We start from the raw sequence: 20,671 nt of genomic DNA on the forward strand, positions 1-20,671 counted from the left end.
GGCTACAGGGTTCCGATCCAGTTGTTCAGCAGCTGCGCTCCGGCGTCGCCGGACTTCTCGGGGTGGAACTGGGTGGCCCACAGGGCGCCGTTCTCCACGGCCGCCACGAAGGGCTTGCCGTGCGTCGACCAGGTGACCTTGGGGGCGGTCAGGGTGGGGTTGTGCGTCTCCAGGGACCAGTCGTGGACGGCGTAGGAGTGCACGAAGTAGAAGCGGGCGTCGGTGTCCAGGCCGGCGAACAGGGTCGTGTCGGCCGGGGCGTCGACGGTGTTCCAGCCCATGTGGGGCACGATCTCGGCCTGGAGCGGCTCGACCGCGCCGGGCCACTCGTCGAGGCCCTCGGTCTCCACGCCGTGCTCGATACCGCGCGCGAACAGGATCTGCATACCGACGCAGATGCCCATCACCGGACGGCCGCCGGAGAGCCGGCGGTCGATGATCCAGTCGCCGCGCGCCTCCTTCAGCCCCTTCATACAGGCGGCGAACGCGCCGACGCCGGGCACCAGCAGCCCGTCCGCGTTCATGGCCCTGTCGAAGTCACGCGTTATCTCGACCTCGGCCCCCGTGCGCGCGAGGGCGCGCTCGGCGGACCTCACGTTCCCGAAGCCGTAGTCGAAGACGACCACTTTCTTGGACGCCGTGCTCAATTCCACACCTCCAGCCGCATGATGCCCGCGACAAGACACATCGCGGCGCCGATCGAGAGCAGCGTGATCAGGCTTTTCGGCATCTGCTGCTTGGCGAACGAGATGATCCCGCCGACCAGGAAGAGGCCGACGACGATCAGGACGGTGGAGAGCCCGTTCACAGCGCGCCCTTCGTGGAGGGCAGGATGCCGACCGCGCGCGGGTCGCGCTCGGAGGCGTAGCGCAGCGCCCGGGCCAGCGCCTTGAACTGGCATTCGACGATGTGGTGCGCGTTGCGCCCGTACGGCACGTGCACGTGCAGCGCGATCTGCGCCTGCGCGACGAAGGACTCCAGGATGTGCCGGGTCATCGTGGTGTCGTACTCGCCGATCATCGGCGCCATCTTCTCGGGCTCGGTGTGCACGAGGTAGGGGCGGCCGGACAGGTCGACGGTGACCTGGGCGAGGGACTCGTCCAGCGGGACCGTGCAGTTGCCGAAGCGGTAGATGCCCACCTTGTCGCCGAGGGCCTGCTTGAAGGCGGCGCCCAGCGCGAGGGCGGTGTCCTCGATGGTGTGGTGGGAGTCGATGTGCAGGTCACCGTCGGTCTTCACGGTCAGGTCGAACAGACCGTGGCGGCCGAGCTGGTCGAGCATGTGGTCGTAGAAGCCGACCCCGGTGGAGATCTCCGTCCTGCCCGTGCCGTCGAGATTGATCTCGACGAGGACCGACGTCTCCTTGGTGGTCCGCTCCACGCGTCCTACGCGGTTCATGCGCTCTGCTCCTTCTTCAAATCACGTACCGCGTCGAGGAACGCGTCGTTCTCGGCGGGAGTTCCGGCGGTGACCCGCAGCCATCCCGGTACGCCGTTGTCCCGGACCAGGACGCCCCGGTCGAGGATCTTCCGCCAGACCTCGTGCGCGTCCTCGAACCTGCCGAACTGCACGAAGTTGGCGTCGGAGTCGGTCACCGCGTAGCCGATGGCTCGCAGCTCGGCGACCAGCCGGTCCCGCTCCGTCTTCAGCTGTTCGACATAGCCGAGGAGGGTGTCGGTGTGCTCCAGGGCGGCCAGCGCGGTCGCCTGGGTGACGGCGGAGAGGTGGTACGGCAGCCGTACGAGCTGGACGGCGTCCACGACCGCCGGGTGCGCGGCGAGATAGCCGAGGCGCAGACCGGCCGCGCCGAAGGCCTTGGACATCGTCCGCGAGACGACGAGGTTCGGCCGTCCGTCGAGCAGCGGCAGCAGCGAGCCGCCGTGACTGAACTCGATGTACGCCTCGTCCACCACGACCATCGACGGCTTGGCCGCCTGGGCCGCCTCGTACAGGGCGAGCACGGTCTCCCCTGAGACCGCGTTGCCCGTGGGGTTGTTGGGGGTGGTGATGAAGACGACGTCCGGCCGGTGCTCGGCGATGGCCTTCTCGGCGGCGGCGAGGTCGATCGTGAAGTCGTCGTTGCGGGGACCGGAGATCCAGCCGGTGCCCGTGCCGCGCGAGATCAGCCCGTGCATCGAGTACGACGGTTCGAAGCCGATCGCGGTACGGCCGGGGCCGCCGAAGGTCTGCAGGAGTTGCTGGATGACCTCGTTGGAGCCGTTGGCCGCCCAGACGTTTGCCGGATCGACCCCGTATCCGGACGTCTTCGTCAGATACTCGGCGAGCCGCGTCCGCAGCTCCACCGCGTCCCGGTCCGGGTAGCGGTTGAGGTGCCGGGCCGCGTCCCGCACCCGCTCGGCGATCCGCTCGACCAGTGCCTCGGGCAGGGGGTAGGGGTTCTCGTTGGTGTTGAGGCGTACGGGGACGTCGAGCTGGGGCGCGCCGTAGGGGCTCTTGCCGCGCAGTTCGTCGCGTACGGGGAGATCGTCGATTCCGAAGCTCACTTGCCAGGTACCTTCCAACCGAACCTTGCCTTGATCGCCGCGCCGTGCGCGGGCAGGTCCTCCGCCTCCGCCAGCGTCACCACGTGGTGCGCGACCTCGGCCAGCGCGTCCTTCGTGTAGTCGACGATGTGGATGCCGCGCAGGAAGGACTGGACGGACAGACCGGAGGAGTGGCAGGCGCAGCCGCCGGTCGGGAGGACGTGGTTGGAGCCGGCCGCGTAGTCGCCCAGCGAGACCGGCGCCCAGGGGCCGATGAAGATCGCGCCCGCGTTGACGACGCGCTCGGCCACCTCCTGAGGACGAGCCGTCTGGATCTCCAGGTGCTCGGCGCCGTACGCGTTGACGACCCGCAGGCCCTCGTCGACGCCGTCGACCAGGACGATCGCGGACTGCCGGCCCGCGAGCGACGGACGAATCCGGTCCTCGATGTGCTTGGTGGCCTCGACCTGCGGCTCCAGCTCCTTCTCGACGGCGTCGGCGAGGGCGACGGAGTCGGTGACGAGCACGGCGGCCGCGAGCGGGTCGTGCTCGGCCTGGCTGATCAGGTCGGCGGCGACGTGCACCGGGTCGGCGGTGTCGTCCGCGAGGACCGCGATCTCGGTCGGGCCCGCCTCGGAGTCGATGCCGATGACCCCGGTGAAGTACCGCTTGGCGGCGGCCACCCAGATGTTGCCCGGCCCGGTGACCATGGGGGCGGGCGGGCAGGACTCGGTACCGTACGCGAACATCGCGACGGCGGTGGCGCCACCGGCCGCGTACACCTCGTCGACGCCGAGCAGTGCGCAGGCGGCGAGGATCGTGGGGTGCGGGAGGCCGTCGAACTCCGCCTGCGCCGGGGAGGCGAGGGCGATCGACGGGACTCCGGCCTCCTGGGCCGGGACCACGTTCATGATCACGGAGGAGGGGTACACCGACCGGCCGCCGGGGGCGTAGAGACCGACACGCTCGACCGGCACCCACTTCTCGGTGACCGTGCCGCCGGGGACGACCTGGGTGGTGTGCGTGGAGCGGCGCTGCTCCCGGTGGACGATGCGGGCGCGGCGGATCGACTCCTCCAGGGCCGCGCGGACGGCCGGGTCGAGCTGTTCCAGCGCCCCCGTGATTGCCTCGGCCGGGACCCGTACGGAGGTCAGGCGTACCCCGTCGAACTTCTCCGCGAAGTCGATCAGCGCCGCGTCGCCCCGATGATGCACGGCCTCGCAGATCGGCCGCACCTTCTCCAGGGCGGCCGAGACGTCGAAGTCGGCTCGGGGCAGCAGGTCGCGCAGGGCGGGTCCCTCGGGGAGGGCTTCGCCGCGCAGATCGATTCGGGAGATCACAGGGCCAATTCTCTCAGACCCGCGCAGGCGGCCGTCCGCGCGTTCCAATGGCTGATACGGGCCCGCGCGGGAACCCGGAAGATCCTCTTCACGTCTTGTGTTCAGGGTGTGACTCAGCGGGCATCACCAGCGTAAACAGTTGCGTGATACACGCGAGTACGGAGGACGGGGGAAGGAAGAGCAGTGAGCGAGGGTGCCGGCCTCCGGGACGACGGAGACCTGCCGGAGGACCTGACCGCCGCCGAAGCGGGCATGTGGCAGGCGTTCCGCAATGGCAGCGTGTACGACCTGCGCGACGGGGACATCACCGTGGACGATCCGCACGGCGGCCATCCCTGGGGGCCCGAGCGGACCGTCCGGGCCCGGATCGTGGCCTGGCTGCTGCTGGACGGGCCGCCCGCGCTGGCCGGCCGGGTGTCCGCGCTGAAGCTGGTCGGCGTCCAGATCAAGGACGTCCTGGAGCTCGCGGGCGGCCAGGTGGTGCCGTACGTGGAGTTGAAGGGCTGCCGGTTCGAGAAGGAGATCCTGCTGCCGGAGACCCGGTTCACGACCTTACGGCTGGTGGACTGCTCGGTGCCCCGGCTGGAGGCGGCCCGGCTGCACACGGAGGGCGATCTGCATCTGCCGCGCTGCCGGTTCCACAACGGGGTGCGGCTCGCGGACGCGCAGATCGGCACCGACCTGCTGCTGAACCAGGCGGTGGTCTACCGCGACCGGCACGGCCGCTCGCTGTCCGCCGACGGACTGACCGTCGCCCAGGACGTACAGGCCGAGATGCTGGAGTCGCACGGGGAGCTGAGCCTGCGCGGAGCGACCGTCGGCGCCTCGCTCAGCCTGCGCGGCAGCCGGCTCGCCAACCCCTACGGCCGCCTCGCCCTGAACGCGCCCCAGCTGACCGTCGAGCGCACCCTCTATCTGACCCCGGCCGGCCTCGGCAATCCGCTGCACACCAGCGGGAGCACACCCGCGCGCGGCACCCGCGTCCAGCGGTTCGAGTGCCAGGGCGGGATCCGGCTGGACGACGGGCGGTTCGGTGACTCCGTCGACCTGGAGCGGGCCCGGTTCACCTTCACGGATGAGCAGGAGCTCTCACTGCGCCGCGTCCAGGTGCCCGAGCTGCGCTTCCTCGGTGAGAGGCCCGAGCGCGGCAAGGTCGTCCTGTCGGGGGCCCGGGTCGGCGTCCTGGTCGACAAGTCGGAGAGCTGGCCCGGCCCCGGCAACCTCCACATGGGCGGCTTCCAGTACGAGACCCTCGTACCGCGCGACCGGTTCCCGCTGGCCAGGCGGCTTGAGTGGGTGGCGGCGGCGACCGCCGAGTACAGCCCGGAGCCGTACGAGCGGCTGGCGACCGTGCTGCGGGCCGGCGGGGACGACGAGGGTGCCCGTGAGGTGCTCCTCGCCAAACAGCGCCACCGGCGGGAGAACCTGCCGCTCGCGGCCAAGCTCTGGGGTTACGCGCAGGACTGGACGGTCGCGTACGGGTACCGGCCGGGCCGGGCCGCGGTGTGGATGGCGGTGCTGTGGGCGCTGACCTCGTACGCCTTCTCGCACGCCGACCATCCGCCGATGAAGAGCGGCGAGCACCCGCACTGGAGCGCGTCCCTGTTCGCCCTGGACCTGCTGCTGCCGATCGTCGATCTCGGCCAGGTCGGCTACTGGCAGCTGCGCGGCGGCTGGCAGTGGCTGGCGGCTGTGGTGATCATCCTGGGCTGGATCCTCGCGACGACGGTGGCGGCGGGCGCCACCCGCCTCCTGAGCAGGAACTGACCGATTCCGCCCGGGAACCGACCGCCCGTCCGGACCTTAATCTGGGCGGCAGACAACCTGAATCACCTTCCCGCCGTCTTGATACCGAAACCATCGATGACGAATCCACGATGACGAATCCACGATGGTGAGAACCCGATCCGTGAGAGCGGCGCCGGCTCAGGGCCCTTCTGATGGATCTCCGTGGAGGAAGGAGCGGCGTTCGGTGCGTGCGATCGACGTGCGGCGCGGAGGGTCATGTGGCGGAGCCACCTGTCCCTTCGCACCGCGCGGCGAGCGTGCGTGCCGGGCGTCGCGACGCCACGGAGATCCATCAGAAGGGCCCTAGGCGCAAGGAGGTGCCTGGCGCCATGGGTCCGCTGCGCGCACTCGTCCGTACCGCCCGGATGGCACGCCACACCTCACGGCTCGCCGCCGGTCTGCCCGACGACGACGAGGTACTGCTCGACGCCCCCGACGAGCGGCTCGGGCCCGCGCTGGTGGCTGCCGGACGCGGTGAGTACGCGCCCGCGGCGAAGCTGCTGGCGACCACCCGGGAGGCCGCCGAGTGGGAGAACCGCGACCGGTACGCGCTGCGGCTCACCGCCTTCGCCCACACGCGCGGCGAGTGGCTGCGGGCCTGGCAGGCGGCCGCCCCGCACGACCCGGACGTCCTGCTGATCAAGGCCGAGCTGGCGGTGGCCCGCGGCTGGCACTCCCCCGCCCGGGTCGAACTGCTGCGCGAGGTGGGTCCGCTGATCGCCGCGGCCGCCGAGGCAGAGCCGCGTGACCCCGTGCCCTGGCGGATCGCCCTCGACCACGCCCGCGGCACGGGCCTCGGCCACTCCGGCTTCGAGCGGCTGTGGGCGGAGGCGGTCCGCCGCTCCCCGCACCACTACGGCTGCCATGTCTCGGCCCTGAAGTATCTGTCCGCCTCCTGGTACGGCTCGCACCGCGAGTGCTTCGACTTCGCCGAGCGGGCCGCCGAGGACGCGCTTCCCGGCTCCCTCGTCCGGGCCCTGCCGGTGCGGGCGGTCTTCGCGTACCTCGCCGAGGGCGGCCGGGCCGTGATCCCCCGCGCGCGCCTGGACGAGGCGGCGGACGGCGCGATCGCGCTCTCCGCCGAGTACGCGCCCGGCGACCCCTGGCCGGCCGAGGTCCGCAACCTGCTGACCTATGTCCTGGTCCGGCTGGAGCGCTGGCCGGACGCCCTGACCCAGTTACGCATGATCGGCCCGTACGCCACGTCCTTCCCCTGGGACCGGGTGTCGGACGATCCGCTGGGCCAGTTCCTCCAGCTGCGCGACGGCGTACGACTGGAAGTGGCGTGCTCGATCCCGCTCCGCGCACGGCCGGAGAGGCCGGCGCGGGCCGAAGGGTAGCTCTCCCGAGGGTCACCAAACGAGTACGGACGAACGCGTGCGCCCCGACGACCATTAGGCTCTGGCCTCGTGACCACCGTCCGGCTGCCGCTCTTCCCCCTGAACTCGGTGTTGTACCCGGGGCTCGTGCTTCCTCTGAACATCTTCGAGGAGCGCTATCGCGCCATGATGCGCGAGCTGCTGAAGACCCCCGAGGACCAACCCCGCCGCTTCGCCGTCGTCGCCATCCGCGACGGCCACGAGGTCGCGCCGAGCGCCCCCGGCATGCCGGATCCGACCGCCCTGCCCGACCGGGGCCCGACCGCCGGCTTCGGCGACGAACCGACGAAGGCGTTCCACTCCGTGGGCTGCGTCGCGGACGCGGCCACCATCCGGGAGCGCGACAACGGCACGTTCGAGGTCCTCGCGACCGGTACCACCCGTGTGCGCCTGCTCTCCGTGGACGCCTCGGGTCCCTTCCTCGTGGCGGACCTGGAGGAACTGCCGGAGGACGCGGGCGACGAGGCGGGCGCGCTCGCCGAGGGCGTCCTGCGGGCGTTCCGCCAGTACCAGAAGCGCCTCGCGGGCGCCCGGGAGCGGTCCCTGTCGACGGGGGCGGACCTCCCGGACGAGCCGGCCGTGGTCTCGTACCTGGTCGCCGCGGCGATGATGCTCGACACCCCCGCCAAGCAGCGGCTTCTGCAGGCCCCGGACACCGCGTCCCGTCTGCGCGACGAGCTGAAACTCCTGCGCGCCGAGTCCGCCATCATCCGTAGTCTGCCGTCGTTGCCCGCGTCGGAGCTGACGCGGAGCCCGACGAGCCTCAACTGACGTACACGAGAAGGCCGATGGCGAAGAAGTCGAAGAAGCAGCAGGCGGGCGGCACGCCCGCGACGGTGGCCCTGAGCGCGGCGGGCGTGGAGTTCACCGTGCACGCCTACGAGCACGATCCGGCGCATCCGTCCTACGGGGAGGAGGCGGCCGAGGCGATGGGCGTGTCCCCCGAGCGGGTCTTCAAGACGCTGGTGGCGGACGTCGACGGCGCGCTGGTGGTCGCGGTCGTTCCGGTGGCGGGTTCGCTGGACCTGAAGTCGCTGGCGACGGCGGTCGGCGGCAAGCGCGCGGCGATGGCCGATCCCACCCTCGCGGAGCGCACGACGGGCTATGTCCGGGGCGGCATCTCCCCGCTCGGCCAGCGCAAGAAGCTCCGCACGGTGCTGGACGTGTCGGCGGACGCCCACGACACGATCTGCGTCTCGGCCGGGCGCCGGGGCCTGGAGGTCGAACTGTCCCCGCAGGATCTTCTGAAGCTCACGGAAGCGGTGGCGGCGCCGATCGCTCGCGTGTGACGCCGCCGGGTCAGTGCGTTGTCGGGTGCGGGCCCGGTGGGGGCTGGTCGCGCAGTTCCCCCACCCCTGAAAAGCAGGGGCCTGAATCATTCAGGGGCGCGGGGAACTGCGCGAGAAGCCCCACCGGGCCCGCACCCGCCAACGCACCAGAACCCCCGAGCTACCAGGCGCCCAGGAGGTCACGCGACCGGCGCGCCGTACCCGTCCTTGGGCTGCTCCGGTTCGAACGGCTCAGGGTCCCGCGGCCCGAACAACGCGGTCAGTCCGAGATGCACGAGCAACCCCGCCAGCGGCCAGGCCAGCAGCGCGCCCTTCGCGCCGAGCTTGAGCGGCGCCGAGAACGTCACCCCCTGCCCGACCTCCTTCGCCCGTGCCGCGACATCGGTCTCGGGCCCGAGCCACACGCCGAGCCGCCACGCCAGCACGGCCCCCAGCAGCCCGCCGACCGTGAGCGCCACGACGAGGGGCACCCCGCCGCGCCGGCGCAGCAGGAAGACGACGAGCGCGCTGAGCGCGCCGGCGCCCAGGGCCAGCAGTGTGAACGTTCCGTCGACACCGGCGGCCTGTTCGCCCTCGGTGTCCTTGAAGTAGACCGCCGACCCGTCGGAGACGAGCGGTACGTGCGGCGCGAGCCACCACCACAGGACGCCCAGGAGCGCACCGCCGAGCAGGGCCATGACCGCGGTGACGACGGCGGCCTCGATCAGTTCGGTCCTCAGTCCGGGGCCCGCCGGCTTCTCCGGCTCGTACCAGAGATCCGCCTCGCCCCCACCGCCGGTGGGCGGGGGAGCCCAGGGGTCGTTCGGGGAGTGGTTGTGCGGCGGCGGAGGAGGAGTCAACGGTGCGGTCACTCTGCCATCGTGCCAGGCGCGGCGGTGCGCCGCGTCACCGGACAGCGGCCCGCCGGTACGCCCAGGTGGCGACCGCGAGCGAGACGACCCCGACCCCCGCGCACACCGCGAGGTCACCGAGCACGAACGCCCAGTCGGGGTTCGGCTCGAACGTCCGCGCGAAGGCATCCACGCCGTAGGTGGACGGCAGCAGGTCCCGCGCGAACCGGATGAAACCCGGCATCCGGTCGGCCGGCAGCACGCCCAGCAGCAGCGCCGCCGACATGCCCAGCTGCCCGAGCACGGTGGCGAGCTCGGGGCGCGGGGCGAGCAGGCCCAGCGCGGCGCCCAGCCCGGCGAGCGCGGCCCCGGCGAGCGGGATCACGGCGGCGAGCAGCCAGAGGTGGGTCAGCGGCAGCCCGAAGAGCACACAGCCGAAGACGGCGGTCACGACCGTCCCCGGCACGGTGAAGGAGGCGTACGCCCCCGCCGCGCCCAGCACCACCGCCGCCGGCGGCACCGGCAGCGTCGCGTAGTGGTCGAGCCCGCCGCTGGACCGCAGCTGCCCGAAGTACTGGGCCAGCAGGTTCAGCGCGACGAAGGCGACGACGAGCACCGCCGAACCGGCGACCACGGCATGCGCCTCGGCCCCGCCGTCCACCACTCCGCGCATCAGGATCATGATCCCGATCGACTGGAAGGTGGCCACGAACAGCAGCGGGATCCGCGCGACCCGCGCCCGGGAGAGCTGCGCCCGGTACACCGCGCAGAGCGACGGCCACAGGCGCGCGCGGGGCCCGAGTTCGGCGGCTCCGCGCTGCACACGCTCCTCTACGGCCAGGGCGCTGCCCGGCAGGATCTCGGCGGGTACGACACTCACGTCGAGCTGCTCCTCTTCGCCTCGGCTGTCGCCCATTTTCGTACGGCTTCGGCAGCCCTGCCGTTCACATCCGCACCGACTGTTCTCCGGCTCACGCCCGCGTCCCTCACCCCTTGACCAGTCCCTGCACGCTGCCCGCGCTGCCGCCGAGCGCCAGGTAGACGTCCTCCAGGCTCGGGGTCGCGAGGGTGAAGTCGTCGAGCGCCACGAAGGCGGCGCCCCCGGTCACGGTGGCCACCACCGCGCGCGCCTCCTCCGGCGCGAGCCGGAGCGTCCAGCGGCGCCCGGACTCCACGGCGCGCGGGCGCAGCGCGGCGACCTCGGGCACGTCCAGCGGTGCCTTCTCCCGCCACACCAGGTCGACGCGCACCTCGCCCGCGACCTGCTCCTTCAGTCCGGCCGGGGTGTCGCAGGCGATGACCCGCCCCTGGTCGAGGACGGCGACCCGGTCGAGCACGGTCTCCGCCTCGATGACGTTGTGGGTGACCAGCAGGACGGTGGTGCCGGACTCGGCGCGCCGCCGGTCGACGGCGGCCCACACGGCCCGCCGGGCCACCGGGTCCATGCCGCTGGTCGGCTCGTCGAGCACGAGCAGGGGCCGCTCTCCGACGAGCGCGGTGGCGAAACAGGCGAGCCGCCGCTGGCCGCCGGACAGCTTCTTGAGCGGCCGGGCGGCGAGCCCGGTCAGCCCCAGCTCCTCCAGCACCGCGTCCCGCTCGGCCCGCGCCCGCCGTACCTCCAGTCCGCGCAGCCGCCCGGTGGTCTCCGCGGCGAGCGCCACGGTCAGCTCGTCCAGGGCGGTCGACTCCTGCCCCAGATAGGCGAGGATCCGAGAGGCCCGCTCGGGATGGCGCACGATGTCGTGGCCCAGGATGTCGACGGTGCCGTCGTCGGGCCGCATCAGCCCGGTCAGCTGCCGTACGAGAGTGGTCTTGCCCGCGCCGTTGGGCCCGAGCAGCCCGAAGATCTCCCCGCGCCGGACCTCCAAGGCCACCGCGTCGTTGGCCCGCACCTCGGGAGTCCCCGGCGTACCCCGCCGTCCCCGCGTCGCCGGATACGTCTTCGTGAGCCCCCGCACAGCACACACGACATCCCCACCATGCCGGACCGCCTGTGCCGTACGCGTACTCACGAGGGACGAGCCTACGGGGTCCCGGGGGCCGATTTCCCTCCGGGGCGTCCAGCCGCTCCCTCAAGGGGCGCGGGGAACCGCGCGACCAGCCACGACCGAACCCGCGGCCGCCCGCGAACAGTCGGCCCGGAGCTGTCAGGCGCCCCTACCGCTCCCCCGCCGGTGCGTGCTCCGCCCCGGTCCGCACATCGATCTCCCGCCAGAACCCGGCCCGAATCGCGTACCGGTCATGCTCATCGATCTGATCGTCCTTGTGCGCCAGCAGCCCGAACCGTGCCGCGTACCGCAACAACTCCCCGTCCACCCGGTGCGGCACCCGCGGATACATCCCCGACAGCTTCTGCAGATGCGACTGATCGGTCAGCCGGGCCATCCACCGCCGGGCGAACACCTGCCCGACCTCGAAGGGGTCGCCCCCGACCGTCGTGATGTCCTCCTCCCGGTCGGCCCATCGCTGCTCCGCCGTCGTCAGCTGCGCCAGCGTCGGCATCGCCGACGCTTCAGGCGGCTCCGTCGCGCCCCCGGGCCGGTCCACCCACCCCTTGTCGGAGGACCACCGCAACGTGGCCGTCGCCGGATGCTGCACGGCATGCGTTCCGGGCCCGCGCATGGCCGCCAGATCCTTCGGCGTCGGTACGCCCTTGGGCGCGGCCGCCCGCTCCTCGCTCCCGTTGCGCGCGGCGTCGGCCGCCGAGGCGTGCTCGGGTTCCACGGCCGGCCGCTCGGTGGCCGCGAGGGCCGACTCGGGCAGCGGCGCCGACAGGATCGCGGCGATCTCCGGCCGCGGCACCGACTGCGGTGCGCAGACCCCGCCGAGGTCCTTGGCCCGTACGGCCTTGGTGATCCACATCCGGTCGAGCACGCGCCGCTCGTCGGCCTCGGCGACCAGGTCCTCGGACTGGTTGTAGTCGCCGTCGGCGGCCTGCACGGCCCACAGGTGTACGGCGACGCCGTGCTCCTTGGCGGCCATCATGCCCGGCAGCAGATCCCCGTCGCCGGTCACCAGGACCACGTCGGAGCAGGCGCCGTTGCGGGCCAGTTCGGTCAGCTCGGCGTGCATGGCGGCGTCCACGCCCTTCTGCGCCCACCGCCCGTCACTCCGGGTCAGCGCGCCCAGCCGGACGGTCACCCGGGGCATCACGCGCAGCCTGCGGTGCTCGGGCTGCGGGACGCGGTCGGGGGCGCCGTCGAACCAGTAGATGCGCAGCAACGGCCGCTCGGTGTCGGCCTCGGCGCGCTCGCGCAGCCCCTGGATGAGGGCGGCGTGATCGACGGTGATGCGGGAGCGGGAGGGTTCCCCGGCGAGGAGGCTGGCGGCCGCGCCGAGCAGATACCCGGCGTCCACCAGGACGATGCAGCGGTCCACGCGATCCACCCTCTTTCCGGGAGGTTTGCTTCGGGCTTCCTTCGAGTCTGCCCGACCACGCGGAGGTTAACGGCCGGAACTCGATCTTCGGCGTGGCGTATGCGCCGTGCGCGCTTTCGACGCGGCGCACGGTCCGACAACTCTCGTCACTGACGGTGATTTTCCGAAATGCGCGCCCTGTCATGCTATGTGAGTCTGGTCGCGGCCCTGGCCCCTAGATCCCCCACAGGAGGCAGATCACCATGGCCAAGAACAAGAAGCAGGACCGCAAGCAGCCGCAGTCCGAGCGTGGTCAGCAGGAGGCACAGCAGTCCTCACTGGAGTCGCAGGCCGAGCAGCGGACCACCCAGGTGACCCCCGGCGACATGGCCCGCAAGGGTCGGCAGAAGCGCTTCGGTCACAACTGACCTCCGCAGGACGGGCTGTTGCAGCCCAGGTACACCGAGGGGCGCATCCGGAACACCGGATGCGCCCCTCACGCGTTCACGCCTGTCGGCCGTCACGCGTTCACGCCCGTCGGTCGTCGCAAGCGCACGCCCGCCGGACCGCCGAGGTCCGCTCAGCCGGCCAGGCAGGACGGGCCGAGCAGCACCTTCAGGTCGCCGAACAGGGCCGGATCAGGCTTCACCCGGTGCCGGTCCAGGCGCAGTACGGTCGTCTTGGTGGGGCCCTGGAGCCTGATCCGGACCTCGCTGTCGCCCTTGTGGTGGCTGAGGATCTCGCCGAGCCGGCTGACCATGGGCGGGGTGACGCGGGTGGCCGGGATGGTGAGGATCACCGGCGCGTTGGTGCCCGCGTTCGACAGGTCGGGGACCTGCATCTCCATCGCGACCAGCCGCGGCACGTCCTCGCGCTTGTCGAGGCGGCCCTTGACGAACACGACGGCGTCCTCGACGAGTTGGGTCGAGACGAGCTGGTAGGACGCCGGGAAGAACATGCACTCGATGGAACCGGCGAGGTCCTCCACCGTGGCGATGGCCCAGGCGTTGCCCTGCTTGGTCATCTTGCGCTGGAGGCCGGAGATGATGCCACCGATGGTGACGACCGCGCCGTCCGCGTGCTCACCGCCGGTGAGCTGGGCGATGCCCGCGTCGGCCTTGTCGGAGAGCACGTGCTCCAGGCCGAAGAGGGGGTGGTCGGAGACGTAGAGGCCGAGCATCTCCCGCTCCTGGGCGAGGAGATAGGTCTTCTCCCACTCGTCGGTGGTGAACTCGACGTCGAGTCCGAAGCCCGGCTCGGTGTTCTCCTCCTCGCCCATGCCGCCGAAGAGGTCGAACTGGCCCTCGGCCTCCTTGCGCTTGACCGCGACCACGTTGTCGATCATCGAGTCGAAGTGCGCGGTGAGGCCCTTGCGGGTGTGCCCCATCGTGTCGAACGCGCCCGCCTTGATCAGCGACTCCGTGGTGCGCTTGTTGCAGGCGACCGCCTCGACCTTGTCGAGGTAGTCGGGGAAGGAGGCGTACTTCCCCTTGGCCTTGCGGCTGCGGATGATCGACTCGACCACGTTCGTGCCGACGTTGCGCACGGCTTCGAGGCCGAAGAGGATGACGTCGTCGCCCTGGGCGGCGAAGTTGTGCTCGGACTCGTTGACGTTCGGCGGGAGCACCTTGATGCGCATGCGCCGGCACTCGTTGAGGTAGACCGCCGACTTGTCCTTGTCGTCCTTGACCGAGGTGAGCAGCGCGGCCATGTACTCGGCCGGGTAGTTCGCCTTCAGATAGCCGGTCCAGTAGGAGACGAGTCCGTACGCGGCGGAGTGGGCCTTGTTGAAGGCGTAGCCGGCGAAGGGGACCAGGACGTCCCACAGGGCCTGGATGGCTTCGTCGCTGTAGCCGTTCTTCCGGGCGCCCGCCTGGAAGAGGACGAAGTTCTTCGCCAGTTCGTCGGGCTTCTTCTTGCCCATGACGCGGCGGAGGATGTCGGCCTCGCCGAGCGAGTACCCGGCGATGATCTGGGCGGCCTTCTGCACCTGCTCCTGGTAGACGATCAGGCCGTAGGTGACCGCGAGGACCTCTTCGAGCGGCTCCTCCAGCTCCTTGTGGATCGGCGTGATCTCCTGGCGCTTGTTCTTGCGCTCCGCGTAGTTGATGTGCGAGTTCATGCCCATCGGGCCTGGCCGGTAGAGGGCCGAGACGGCGGAGATGTCCTCGAAGTTGTCGGGCTGCATCTGGCGGAGCAGGGAACGCATCGGGCCGCCGTCGAACTGGAAGACGCCGAGAGTGTCACCGCGGCAGAGCAGTTCGAAGGTCTTGGGGTCGTCCAGCGGCAGGGAGAGCATCTCCAGGTCGATGCCCTTGTTGGCCTTCACCATCTTGATGGCGTCGTCCATGATCGTGAGGTTGCGCAGGCCCAGGAAGTCCATCTTCAGCAGGCCGAGCGACTCGCACTGCGGGTAGTCCCACTGTGTGATGGTCACGCCGTCGGTGTGCCGCACCCAGATCGGGGCGTGGTCGACGATGGGCTCGCTGGACATGATCACGCCGGCCGCGTGCACACCCATCTGCCGGACCAGGCCCTCGACGCCCTTGGCGGTGTCGATGACCTTCTTCACGTCCGGTTCGTTCTCGTACATCGACCGGATCTCGCCCGCCTCGCTGTAACGCGGGTGGGAGGGGTCGGTGATGCCGTTGAGGTCGATGCCCTTGCCGAGGACGTCGGCGGGCATCGCCTTGGTGAGCCGGTCGCCCATCGCGTACGGGTAGCCCAGCACACGCGCGGAGTCCTTGATGGCGTTCTTCGCCTTGATCTTGCCGTAGGTGCCGATCATGGCGACCTTGTCGGCGCCGTACTTCTCCGTCACGTACCTGATCACCTCGACGCGCCGGCGCTCGTCGAAGTCGATGTCGACATCGGGCATGGAGACGCGCTCGGGGTTGAGGAACCGCTCGAAGATCAGACCGTGCGGGATCGGGTCGAGGTCGGTGATGCCCATGGCGTACGCGACGATCGAACCGGCCGCGGAACCACGGCCGGGACCGACCGCGATGCCCTGCTTCTTGGCCCACATGATGAAGTCGGCGACGACGAGGAAGTATCCCGGGAACCCCATCTGGATGATGACGTCCATCTCGTACTCGGCCTGCTTCTGACGGTCGTCGGGGACGCCGCCGGGGAAGCGGCGGGCCATGCCGCGGCGGACCTCCTCCTGGAACCAGGTGACCTCGGTGAAGCCCTCGGGGATGTCGAACTTCGGCATGAGGTTCTTGGCCTCGAACATGCCCGTGGTGTCGATCTGTTCGGCGACCAGCAGGGTGTTGGCGCAGCCCTCCTGCCAGGCGTCCGAGGAGTCGACGGCGTACATCTCGTCGGTCGACTTCAGGTAGTAGCCGGTGCCGTCGAAGCGGAAGCGGTCCGGGTCGGAGAGGTTCTTGCCGGTCTGGATGCACAGCAGCGCGTCGTGCGCGGTCGCCTCGTGCGCGTACGTGTAGTGCGAGTCGTTGGTGACCAGCGGGGGGATGCCGAGCTTCTTGCCGATCTCCAGGAGGCCGTCGCGGACCCGGTGCTCGATCTCGATGCCGTGGTCCATCAGCTCCAGGAAGTAGCGGTCCTTGCCGAAGATGTCCTGGTACTCGGAGGCCGCCTTCAGCGCCTCGTCGAACTGACCGAGGCGCAGCCGGGTCTGCAACTCGCCGGAGGGGCAGCCCGTGGAGGCGATGAGCCCCTCGGACCACTGGGAGATGGTCTCCTTGTCCATCCGGGGCCACTTCTGCAGCCAGCCCTCGGCGTACGCGTCCGAGGAGAGCTTGAAGAGGTTGTGCAGGCCCGTCCTGTTCGCCGCCCAGATCGTCTTGTGCGTATAACCACCCGAACCGGACACGTCGTCCCGCTTCTGGTGCGGCTGGCCCCACTGGATCTTGCGCTTGTTGCGCCGGGACTCGGGGGCGACGTAAGCCTCGATGCCGATGATCGGGGTGACGCCGGCCTTCTTCGCGGTGTGGAAGAAGTCGTACGCCCCGTGCAGGTTGCCGTGGTCGGACATGGCGATATGGGTCATGCCCATCTCGTTGCACGCGTTGAACATGTCCTTGAGCCGCGCGGCACCGTCCAGCAGCGAGTACTGGGTGTGGACGTGCAGGTGCGTGAACGGCGGCTTTGACACGGCTTCGGCCTCCAAGGGACACAGGGGAAACAAGCGTGAACGACTTCCCCACGGGCTGCGGACAGTCTGGGGGACAGCGTCGAAGTCTATGCCTCGGCACTGACACGGCGAGGGCTGTCCCCCGTACCTTTCGGGGAGGGGTCGCGGGCACTCCCGCGCGCCCCCGCACGTTCTTGCAGTCGACCCACCCGTGATCCACCAGGAGGCACCCAGCGATGTCGGTTCCGCAGCTCAGCGACGAGCGACGCGGCGAGGAGATCCTCGCCGTCTTCGACACCGCCTTCGGCCAGCTCCTGGCCGCCGACCCGGCCGCGTTCCGCGTGAAGTTCCGGAAGATGGCGGCCTCGGCCTTCGCGTTCTACCGGGGGACGGCCTGCCTCTTCTACAACGACCTCGACGAGGAGAAGGCGTCCGGCCCGTACCTCGACGAGCGCACCTCGCGCGTGTGGATCCACGGCGACCTGCACGCGGAGAACTTCGGCACGTACATGGACTCCACGGGCCGCCTGATCTTCAACGTGAACGACTTCGACGAGGCGTACGTCGCCCCCTTCACCTGGGACCTGAAGCGCTTCGCCGCCTCCGTGGCGCTCATCGGGTACGCGAAGGCGCTCAGCGACGAGCAGATCACGGAGCTGGTGGAGACCTACGCGGCCGCCTACCGCGAGCGGATCCACGCCGTAGCGGCCGGCGCCAAGCGGGACGAGGTGCCTCCGTTCACGCTGGACACCGCCCAGGGCCCGCTGCTGGACGCGCTGCGCGACGCCCGTTCGCTGACCCGTTTCGGGCTGCTCGACTCCATGACGGAGATCCGTGACTTCGAGCGCCGCTTCGCGCCGGGCGGCGGCTCCATCGAGCTGGACGCGGCCACGCGCTACAAGGTGCTGGCCGCCTTCGACGGCTATCTGGAGACGCTCCCGGAGTCGTCCCTGACCCGCCCGGACTCGTACCGCGTGAAGGACGTCGTCGGCCGCCGGGGCATCGGCATCGGCTCGGCGGGGCTGCCGTCGTACAACATCCTGCTGGAGGGCCAGAGCGACGCCCTGGAGAACGATGTGGTGATCTACATCAAGCAGGCCCAGACCCCGGCCGTCTCCCGTCACATCACCGACCAGCGGATCCGTGACTACTTCCAGCACGAGGGCCACCGCACGGTGATCTCCCAGCGGGCGTTGCAGGCGCACGCGGACCCGTGGCTGGGCTGGACCGAGCTGGACGGCGCCGGGCAGCTGGTCGCCGAGGTGTCGCCGTACGCGGTGGACGTGGACTGGAGCGACATCGACGACCCGGAGGAGATCGCGGCGGTCGTCGCCGACCTCGGCCGGGCCACGGCCACGATGCACGCGGCGGCGGACGACCTGACCGGGCAGTCCCTGGTGCCGTTCTCCACGGAGCGGGCCATCGACGCGGCGATCGCCGCCGACGAGGAGGGCTTCGCGCCGCTCCTGGTGGACTTCGCGCACACGTACGGGGCACGCGCGCGTACCGACCACCAGATCTTCGTCGACCTCTTCCGCAACGGCCGGATCCCCGGCCTGCGCAACCACTGAGAACCCCGAGAACCCCGAGAACCCCTCCCGCGGGCCGCCATCGAGAAGTATCGAGACGAGAAGCACCGAGAAATGAGGCATCACCCACTCACAGGGACCTTTCAGCGGACCCTTTAGCGGTCCCTTACGTGCGTACGTGGGAGACTCTCCAACGCCATGGACATATCCGGGACCCACTTCAGAGCCGTACGCGCGGCGCTGTTCACGGCGGTCGTCGTGACGCTCAGCACCGCGTCGCACGTGCTGCTGTCCGGGGTCCCGCTCCCCCTCACCACCGTCGCCGCGATCGCCGCGGCCGTCTTCCTCGTCGCCTACGCGCTGGCCGGCCGTGAGCGCGGCTTCGGGCGGATCGCCGGTGTGCTGATCCCGCTGGAGCTGGCCGCCGACACGGTGTTCACCACGGGCCAGCACGCCTGTTACGGCGAGGCGGGCGGCCCGGTCGCCGGCCCGCTGCGCCAGGTCGGGCTGGACATGCTGTGCGGCGGCGGCAGCGTCGGCGCACCGCTGGCGCGGGTCACCGGCGGCTCCGAGCGGGCGGGCGCACTGCTGGCGGGCGCCGGCCCGGGCGCCGCCTGGCTGCTGCTCGCCGCGCACATCGGCGTCGGCCTCCTGGCCGCCGCCTGGCTGCGGCGCGGTGAGCGGGCCCTCGCCCAGCTGCTGGACGCCGCGGTCGCCGCCGGCTTCCGGCCGCTGCTGATCGCGGTCGCCTCGGTCATGGTGCGGCCCGCCCGGGCGGAGCACCGGCCGACGCGCACCGCGCACCGCGGGGGCACCCCTCGCACCCTCCTCCTCGCGCACTCCCTGGGACGGCGTGGACCGCCGTGCTCGGTCACCTTCGCGTGACCACCTCCTGAGCACGAGCAGTCCCCACCACAGGTATCCGCGCACCCCGTGTGCGCGTCCCCCAGGGAGTTGACCCACATGAGCAAGCGGAACAGCAACGCGGCGAAGTCGGCGGCCCGTGAGCGGCTGCGCCTGGAGCGCGAGCGCCAGGCCAAGCGCGCCAAGGTCAGGCGGCAGGCGATCGTGGCGGGCTCGATCGTCGCGGTCCTCGCGATAGCCGGCGGCATCGGCTACGCCGTCGTCCAGAACAACGAGCCCACCTCGTGGGAGGCGGCCGCCGACGCCACGGTGGTCGCCCCGGCCAACACCTCGGGCAAGAACGGCACCACCGTGCTGCTCGGCGACTCCAAGACCGACAACGTGGTCCACCTGTACGAGGACCCGCGCTGCCCGGCCTGCGCCAGCTTCGAACAGACCGTCGGCGAGACCGTCAACAAGGGCATGGAGGACGGCGACTACAAGCTCTCCTTCACGATCGGCACCTTCCTCGACGGCAACCTCAGTGGCGAGGGCTCGAAGAACGCGCTGAGCGCGCTCGGCGCCGCCCTGAACGTCAGCCCCGAGGCCTTCATCGACTACAAGGCCGCGCTGTACTCGACGAAGTACCACCCGGAGGAGTCGACCGACGAGTTCGCCGAGGACAGCTATCTGATCAAGGTGGCGAACACGGTCGACGCGCTGAAGAACAACAAGAAGTTCCAGGACGCCGTCGAGAAGGGCACCTACGACGCCTGGGCGATGAGGATGAGCAAGTCCTTCGACGACGCCGACGGTGTCAAGTCCACGCCGACCATCAAGATCAACGACAAGACGATCACCAACCCGTCCACGGTCGCGGCGTGGGAGACGGCGCTCAAGGACGCGGGCGTCACCAAGTAGCCGCCGCACGGTCCGCGCGAAGGGATCCACGCAACGGATCCACGCAACGGATCCACGCAAGCGGGCGGGCGTTCCGGGAGATCTCCCGGAACGCCCGCCCGACTTATGTGGCGGCTACGGTGCGATGAACGGCTTGACGCGCTTGCGGTAGTCCTCGGGCCGGACCTCGTTGTAGTACTTGTCGGCGTCCTCGTCGTCCGAGGTGAAGATGTAGACCGGGCACTCGTCCGACTCGGCCTTGCCGTTGTGCTCGTACTGCTCCTTGCCGGTGCGCGCCTCGACGACCCGCAGCCGGTACGCGGTGTTGTACGTGCGGATCTTCAGCGGCTTGCCGTCGGCCTCCATGTCGCAGACCTTGCCGGTCGCGGTGGCCTTGGTGCGCTCGACGCAGACGACCAGCTCCGCCTGGGCCGGCTTGTCCTCGTAGCCGAGGAACCAGCCCTTGGGGAAGTCGCCGTCGACGGGCACGCTGCTCGTCCAGCCGTCACCGGTGCTGTTCATGAGCTGCGCCGGGTGCACGGTCTTCTTCGTACGGTCGTAGGCCGGCAGCCCCTCGAAGCCGAGCCCGTCCGTGCAGACCCGCTCCAGGTCCTGGGTGGTCAGCGGCACCTCCGGTTCGTCCGCGGCGGCCCCGGCCGACGACGACCCGCCGCCGCTGCCTCCCCCGGTGGTCCCGGTGGGTGACGAGCACCCGCACAGGACCACGCCCAGCACTCCGGCGGCGACCCATATCCGGGCACGCTGCATTGACGACCTCCCTGCCGAAAGAAAAAGAAGCAGGCAGGGCATGTCCCCCCGGGCCATGCCCTGTCC

The 20,671-nt window shown here is 70.6% G+C and carries 19 protein-coding genes; 8 read left to right on the forward strand and 11 right to left on the reverse strand.

Annotated elements, in window-relative coordinates; translation table 11 throughout:
- Positions 1-2 precede the first annotated feature (2 nt).
- The 5 genes from hisH to hisD are packed head-to-tail and all read right to left on the reverse strand — an operon-like array spanning position 3 to position 3,823.
- Complete coding sequence (hisH, locus tag OG202_RS13405) at positions 3-653, reverse strand: imidazole glycerol phosphate synthase subunit HisH (protein WP_326583480.1); 651 nt, start codon at positions 651-653, stop codon at positions 3-5.
- Entirely contained in the window at positions 644-808 is a 165-nt protein-coding gene (locus tag OG202_RS13410; protein ID WP_326583479.1) for a hypothetical protein, read from the reverse strand. Before OG202_RS13410 ends, hisH begins: the two co-directional genes overlap by 10 nt.
- On the reverse strand, positions 805-1,398 hold the full coding sequence (gene hisB, locus OG202_RS13415; protein ID WP_326583478.1) for an imidazoleglycerol-phosphate dehydratase HisB: 594 nt from the start codon (positions 1,396-1,398) through the stop codon (positions 805-807). The genes OG202_RS13410 and hisB overlap by 4 nt, the downstream gene beginning before the upstream one ends.
- Entirely contained in the window at positions 1,395-2,504 is a 1,110-nt protein-coding gene (locus tag OG202_RS13420; RefSeq protein ID WP_326583477.1) for a histidinol-phosphate transaminase, read from the reverse strand. The genes hisB and OG202_RS13420 overlap by 4 nt, the downstream gene beginning before the upstream one ends.
- A complete protein-coding gene (gene hisD / locus OG202_RS13425) occupies positions 2,501-3,823 on the reverse strand; it encodes a histidinol dehydrogenase (RefSeq protein ID WP_327730180.1) in 1,323 nt (440 codons plus the stop codon). Before hisD ends, OG202_RS13420 begins: the two co-directional genes overlap by 4 nt.
- A gap of 183 nt (positions 3,824-4,006) precedes the next feature.
- Here hisD and OG202_RS13430 point away from each other — a divergent pair, with 183 nt between their 5' ends.
- From OG202_RS13430 to ybaK, 4 genes are all read left to right on the forward strand, one after another.
- A complete protein-coding gene (locus OG202_RS13430) occupies positions 4,007-5,590 on the forward strand; it encodes an oxidoreductase (protein WP_327730179.1) in 1,584 nt (527 codons plus the stop codon).
- 350 nt (positions 5,591-5,940) lie between these two features.
- A complete protein-coding gene (locus OG202_RS13435; RefSeq protein WP_327730178.1) occupies positions 5,941-6,951 on the forward strand; it encodes a hypothetical protein in 1,011 nt (336 codons plus the stop codon).
- A 69-nt stretch (positions 6,952-7,020) separates the two neighbouring features.
- Positions 7,021-7,761 (forward strand): LON peptidase substrate-binding domain-containing protein, encoded by a 741-nt coding sequence (locus OG202_RS13440; RefSeq protein WP_326583473.1) that lies wholly within the window; start codon positions 7,021-7,023, stop codon positions 7,759-7,761.
- A 17-nt stretch (positions 7,762-7,778) separates the two neighbouring features.
- On the forward strand, positions 7,779-8,279 hold the full coding sequence (gene ybaK, locus OG202_RS13445) for a Cys-tRNA(Pro) deacylase (protein WP_327730177.1): 501 nt from the start codon (positions 7,779-7,781) through the stop codon (positions 8,277-8,279).
- Positions 8,280-8,458: 179 nt separating this feature from the next.
- Here the strand turns inward: ybaK and OG202_RS13450 are convergent, their stop codons facing one another.
- The 4 genes from OG202_RS13450 to OG202_RS13465 all read right to left on the reverse strand — a co-directional run bounded on the left by OG202_RS13450 (position 8,459) and on the right by OG202_RS13465 (position 12,487).
- Positions 8,459-9,130: a DUF2567 domain-containing protein gene (locus OG202_RS13450; RefSeq protein WP_326583471.1), complete on the reverse strand. Its 672-nt coding sequence runs from the start codon at positions 9,128-9,130 to the stop codon at positions 8,459-8,461.
- A 34-nt stretch (positions 9,131-9,164) separates the two neighbouring features.
- On the reverse strand, positions 9,165-9,989 hold the full coding sequence (locus tag OG202_RS13455; protein ID WP_327730175.1) for an ABC transporter permease: 825 nt from the start codon (positions 9,987-9,989) through the stop codon (positions 9,165-9,167).
- Positions 9,990-10,095: 106 nt separating this feature from the next.
- Entirely contained in the window at positions 10,096-11,121 is a 1,026-nt protein-coding gene (locus OG202_RS13460; protein WP_326583469.1) for an ABC transporter ATP-binding protein, read from the reverse strand.
- A gap of 145 nt (positions 11,122-11,266) precedes the next feature.
- Positions 11,267-12,487 carry an NYN domain-containing protein gene (locus OG202_RS13465; protein WP_326583468.1) on the reverse strand — a complete coding sequence of 407 codons (1,221 nt, stop codon included), beginning with the start codon at positions 12,485-12,487 and terminating at the stop codon, positions 11,267-11,269.
- Positions 12,488-12,729: 242 nt separating this feature from the next.
- Between OG202_RS13465 and OG202_RS13470 the strand changes: the two genes are divergently transcribed.
- On the forward strand, positions 12,730-12,894 hold the full coding sequence (locus OG202_RS13470) for a hypothetical protein (RefSeq protein ID WP_326583467.1): 165 nt from the start codon (positions 12,730-12,732) through the stop codon (positions 12,892-12,894).
- A gap of 152 nt (positions 12,895-13,046) precedes the next feature.
- Here OG202_RS13470 and dnaE read toward each other — a convergent pair whose 3' ends face one another.
- The gene (gene dnaE / locus OG202_RS13475; RefSeq protein WP_326583466.1) at positions 13,047-16,586 is read right to left on the reverse strand and encodes a DNA polymerase III subunit alpha; all 3,540 of its coding nucleotides are present in this window, start codon (positions 16,584-16,586) and stop codon (positions 13,047-13,049) included.
- A gap of 215 nt (positions 16,587-16,801) precedes the next feature.
- On the opposite strand from dnaE, the gene OG202_RS13480 reads away from it, so the two are divergent.
- From OG202_RS13480 to OG202_RS13490, 3 genes are all read left to right on the forward strand, one after another.
- Positions 16,802-18,136 carry a DUF2252 domain-containing protein gene (locus OG202_RS13480; protein WP_326583465.1) on the forward strand — a complete coding sequence of 445 codons (1,335 nt, stop codon included), beginning with the start codon at positions 16,802-16,804 and terminating at the stop codon, positions 18,134-18,136.
- 156 nt (positions 18,137-18,292) lie between these two features.
- Positions 18,293-18,979 carry a hypothetical protein gene (locus OG202_RS13485; RefSeq protein ID WP_327730174.1) on the forward strand — a complete coding sequence of 229 codons (687 nt, stop codon included), beginning with the start codon at positions 18,293-18,295 and terminating at the stop codon, positions 18,977-18,979.
- A 78-nt stretch (positions 18,980-19,057) separates the two neighbouring features.
- The gene (locus OG202_RS13490; RefSeq protein ID WP_326583463.1) at positions 19,058-19,858 is read left to right on the forward strand and encodes a DsbA family protein; all 801 of its coding nucleotides are present in this window, start codon (positions 19,058-19,060) and stop codon (positions 19,856-19,858) included.
- A gap of 114 nt (positions 19,859-19,972) precedes the next feature.
- Here OG202_RS13490 and OG202_RS13495 read toward each other — a convergent pair whose 3' ends face one another.
- Complete coding sequence (locus OG202_RS13495) at positions 19,973-20,605, reverse strand: hypothetical protein (RefSeq protein ID WP_327730173.1); 633 nt, start codon at positions 20,603-20,605, stop codon at positions 19,973-19,975.
- Positions 20,606-20,671: the final 66 nt, after the last annotated feature.

It is taken from the genome of Streptomyces sp. NBC_00310 (assembly GCF_036208085.1).
Taxonomy (GTDB): Bacteria; Actinomycetota; Actinomycetes; order Streptomycetales; family Streptomycetaceae; genus Streptomyces.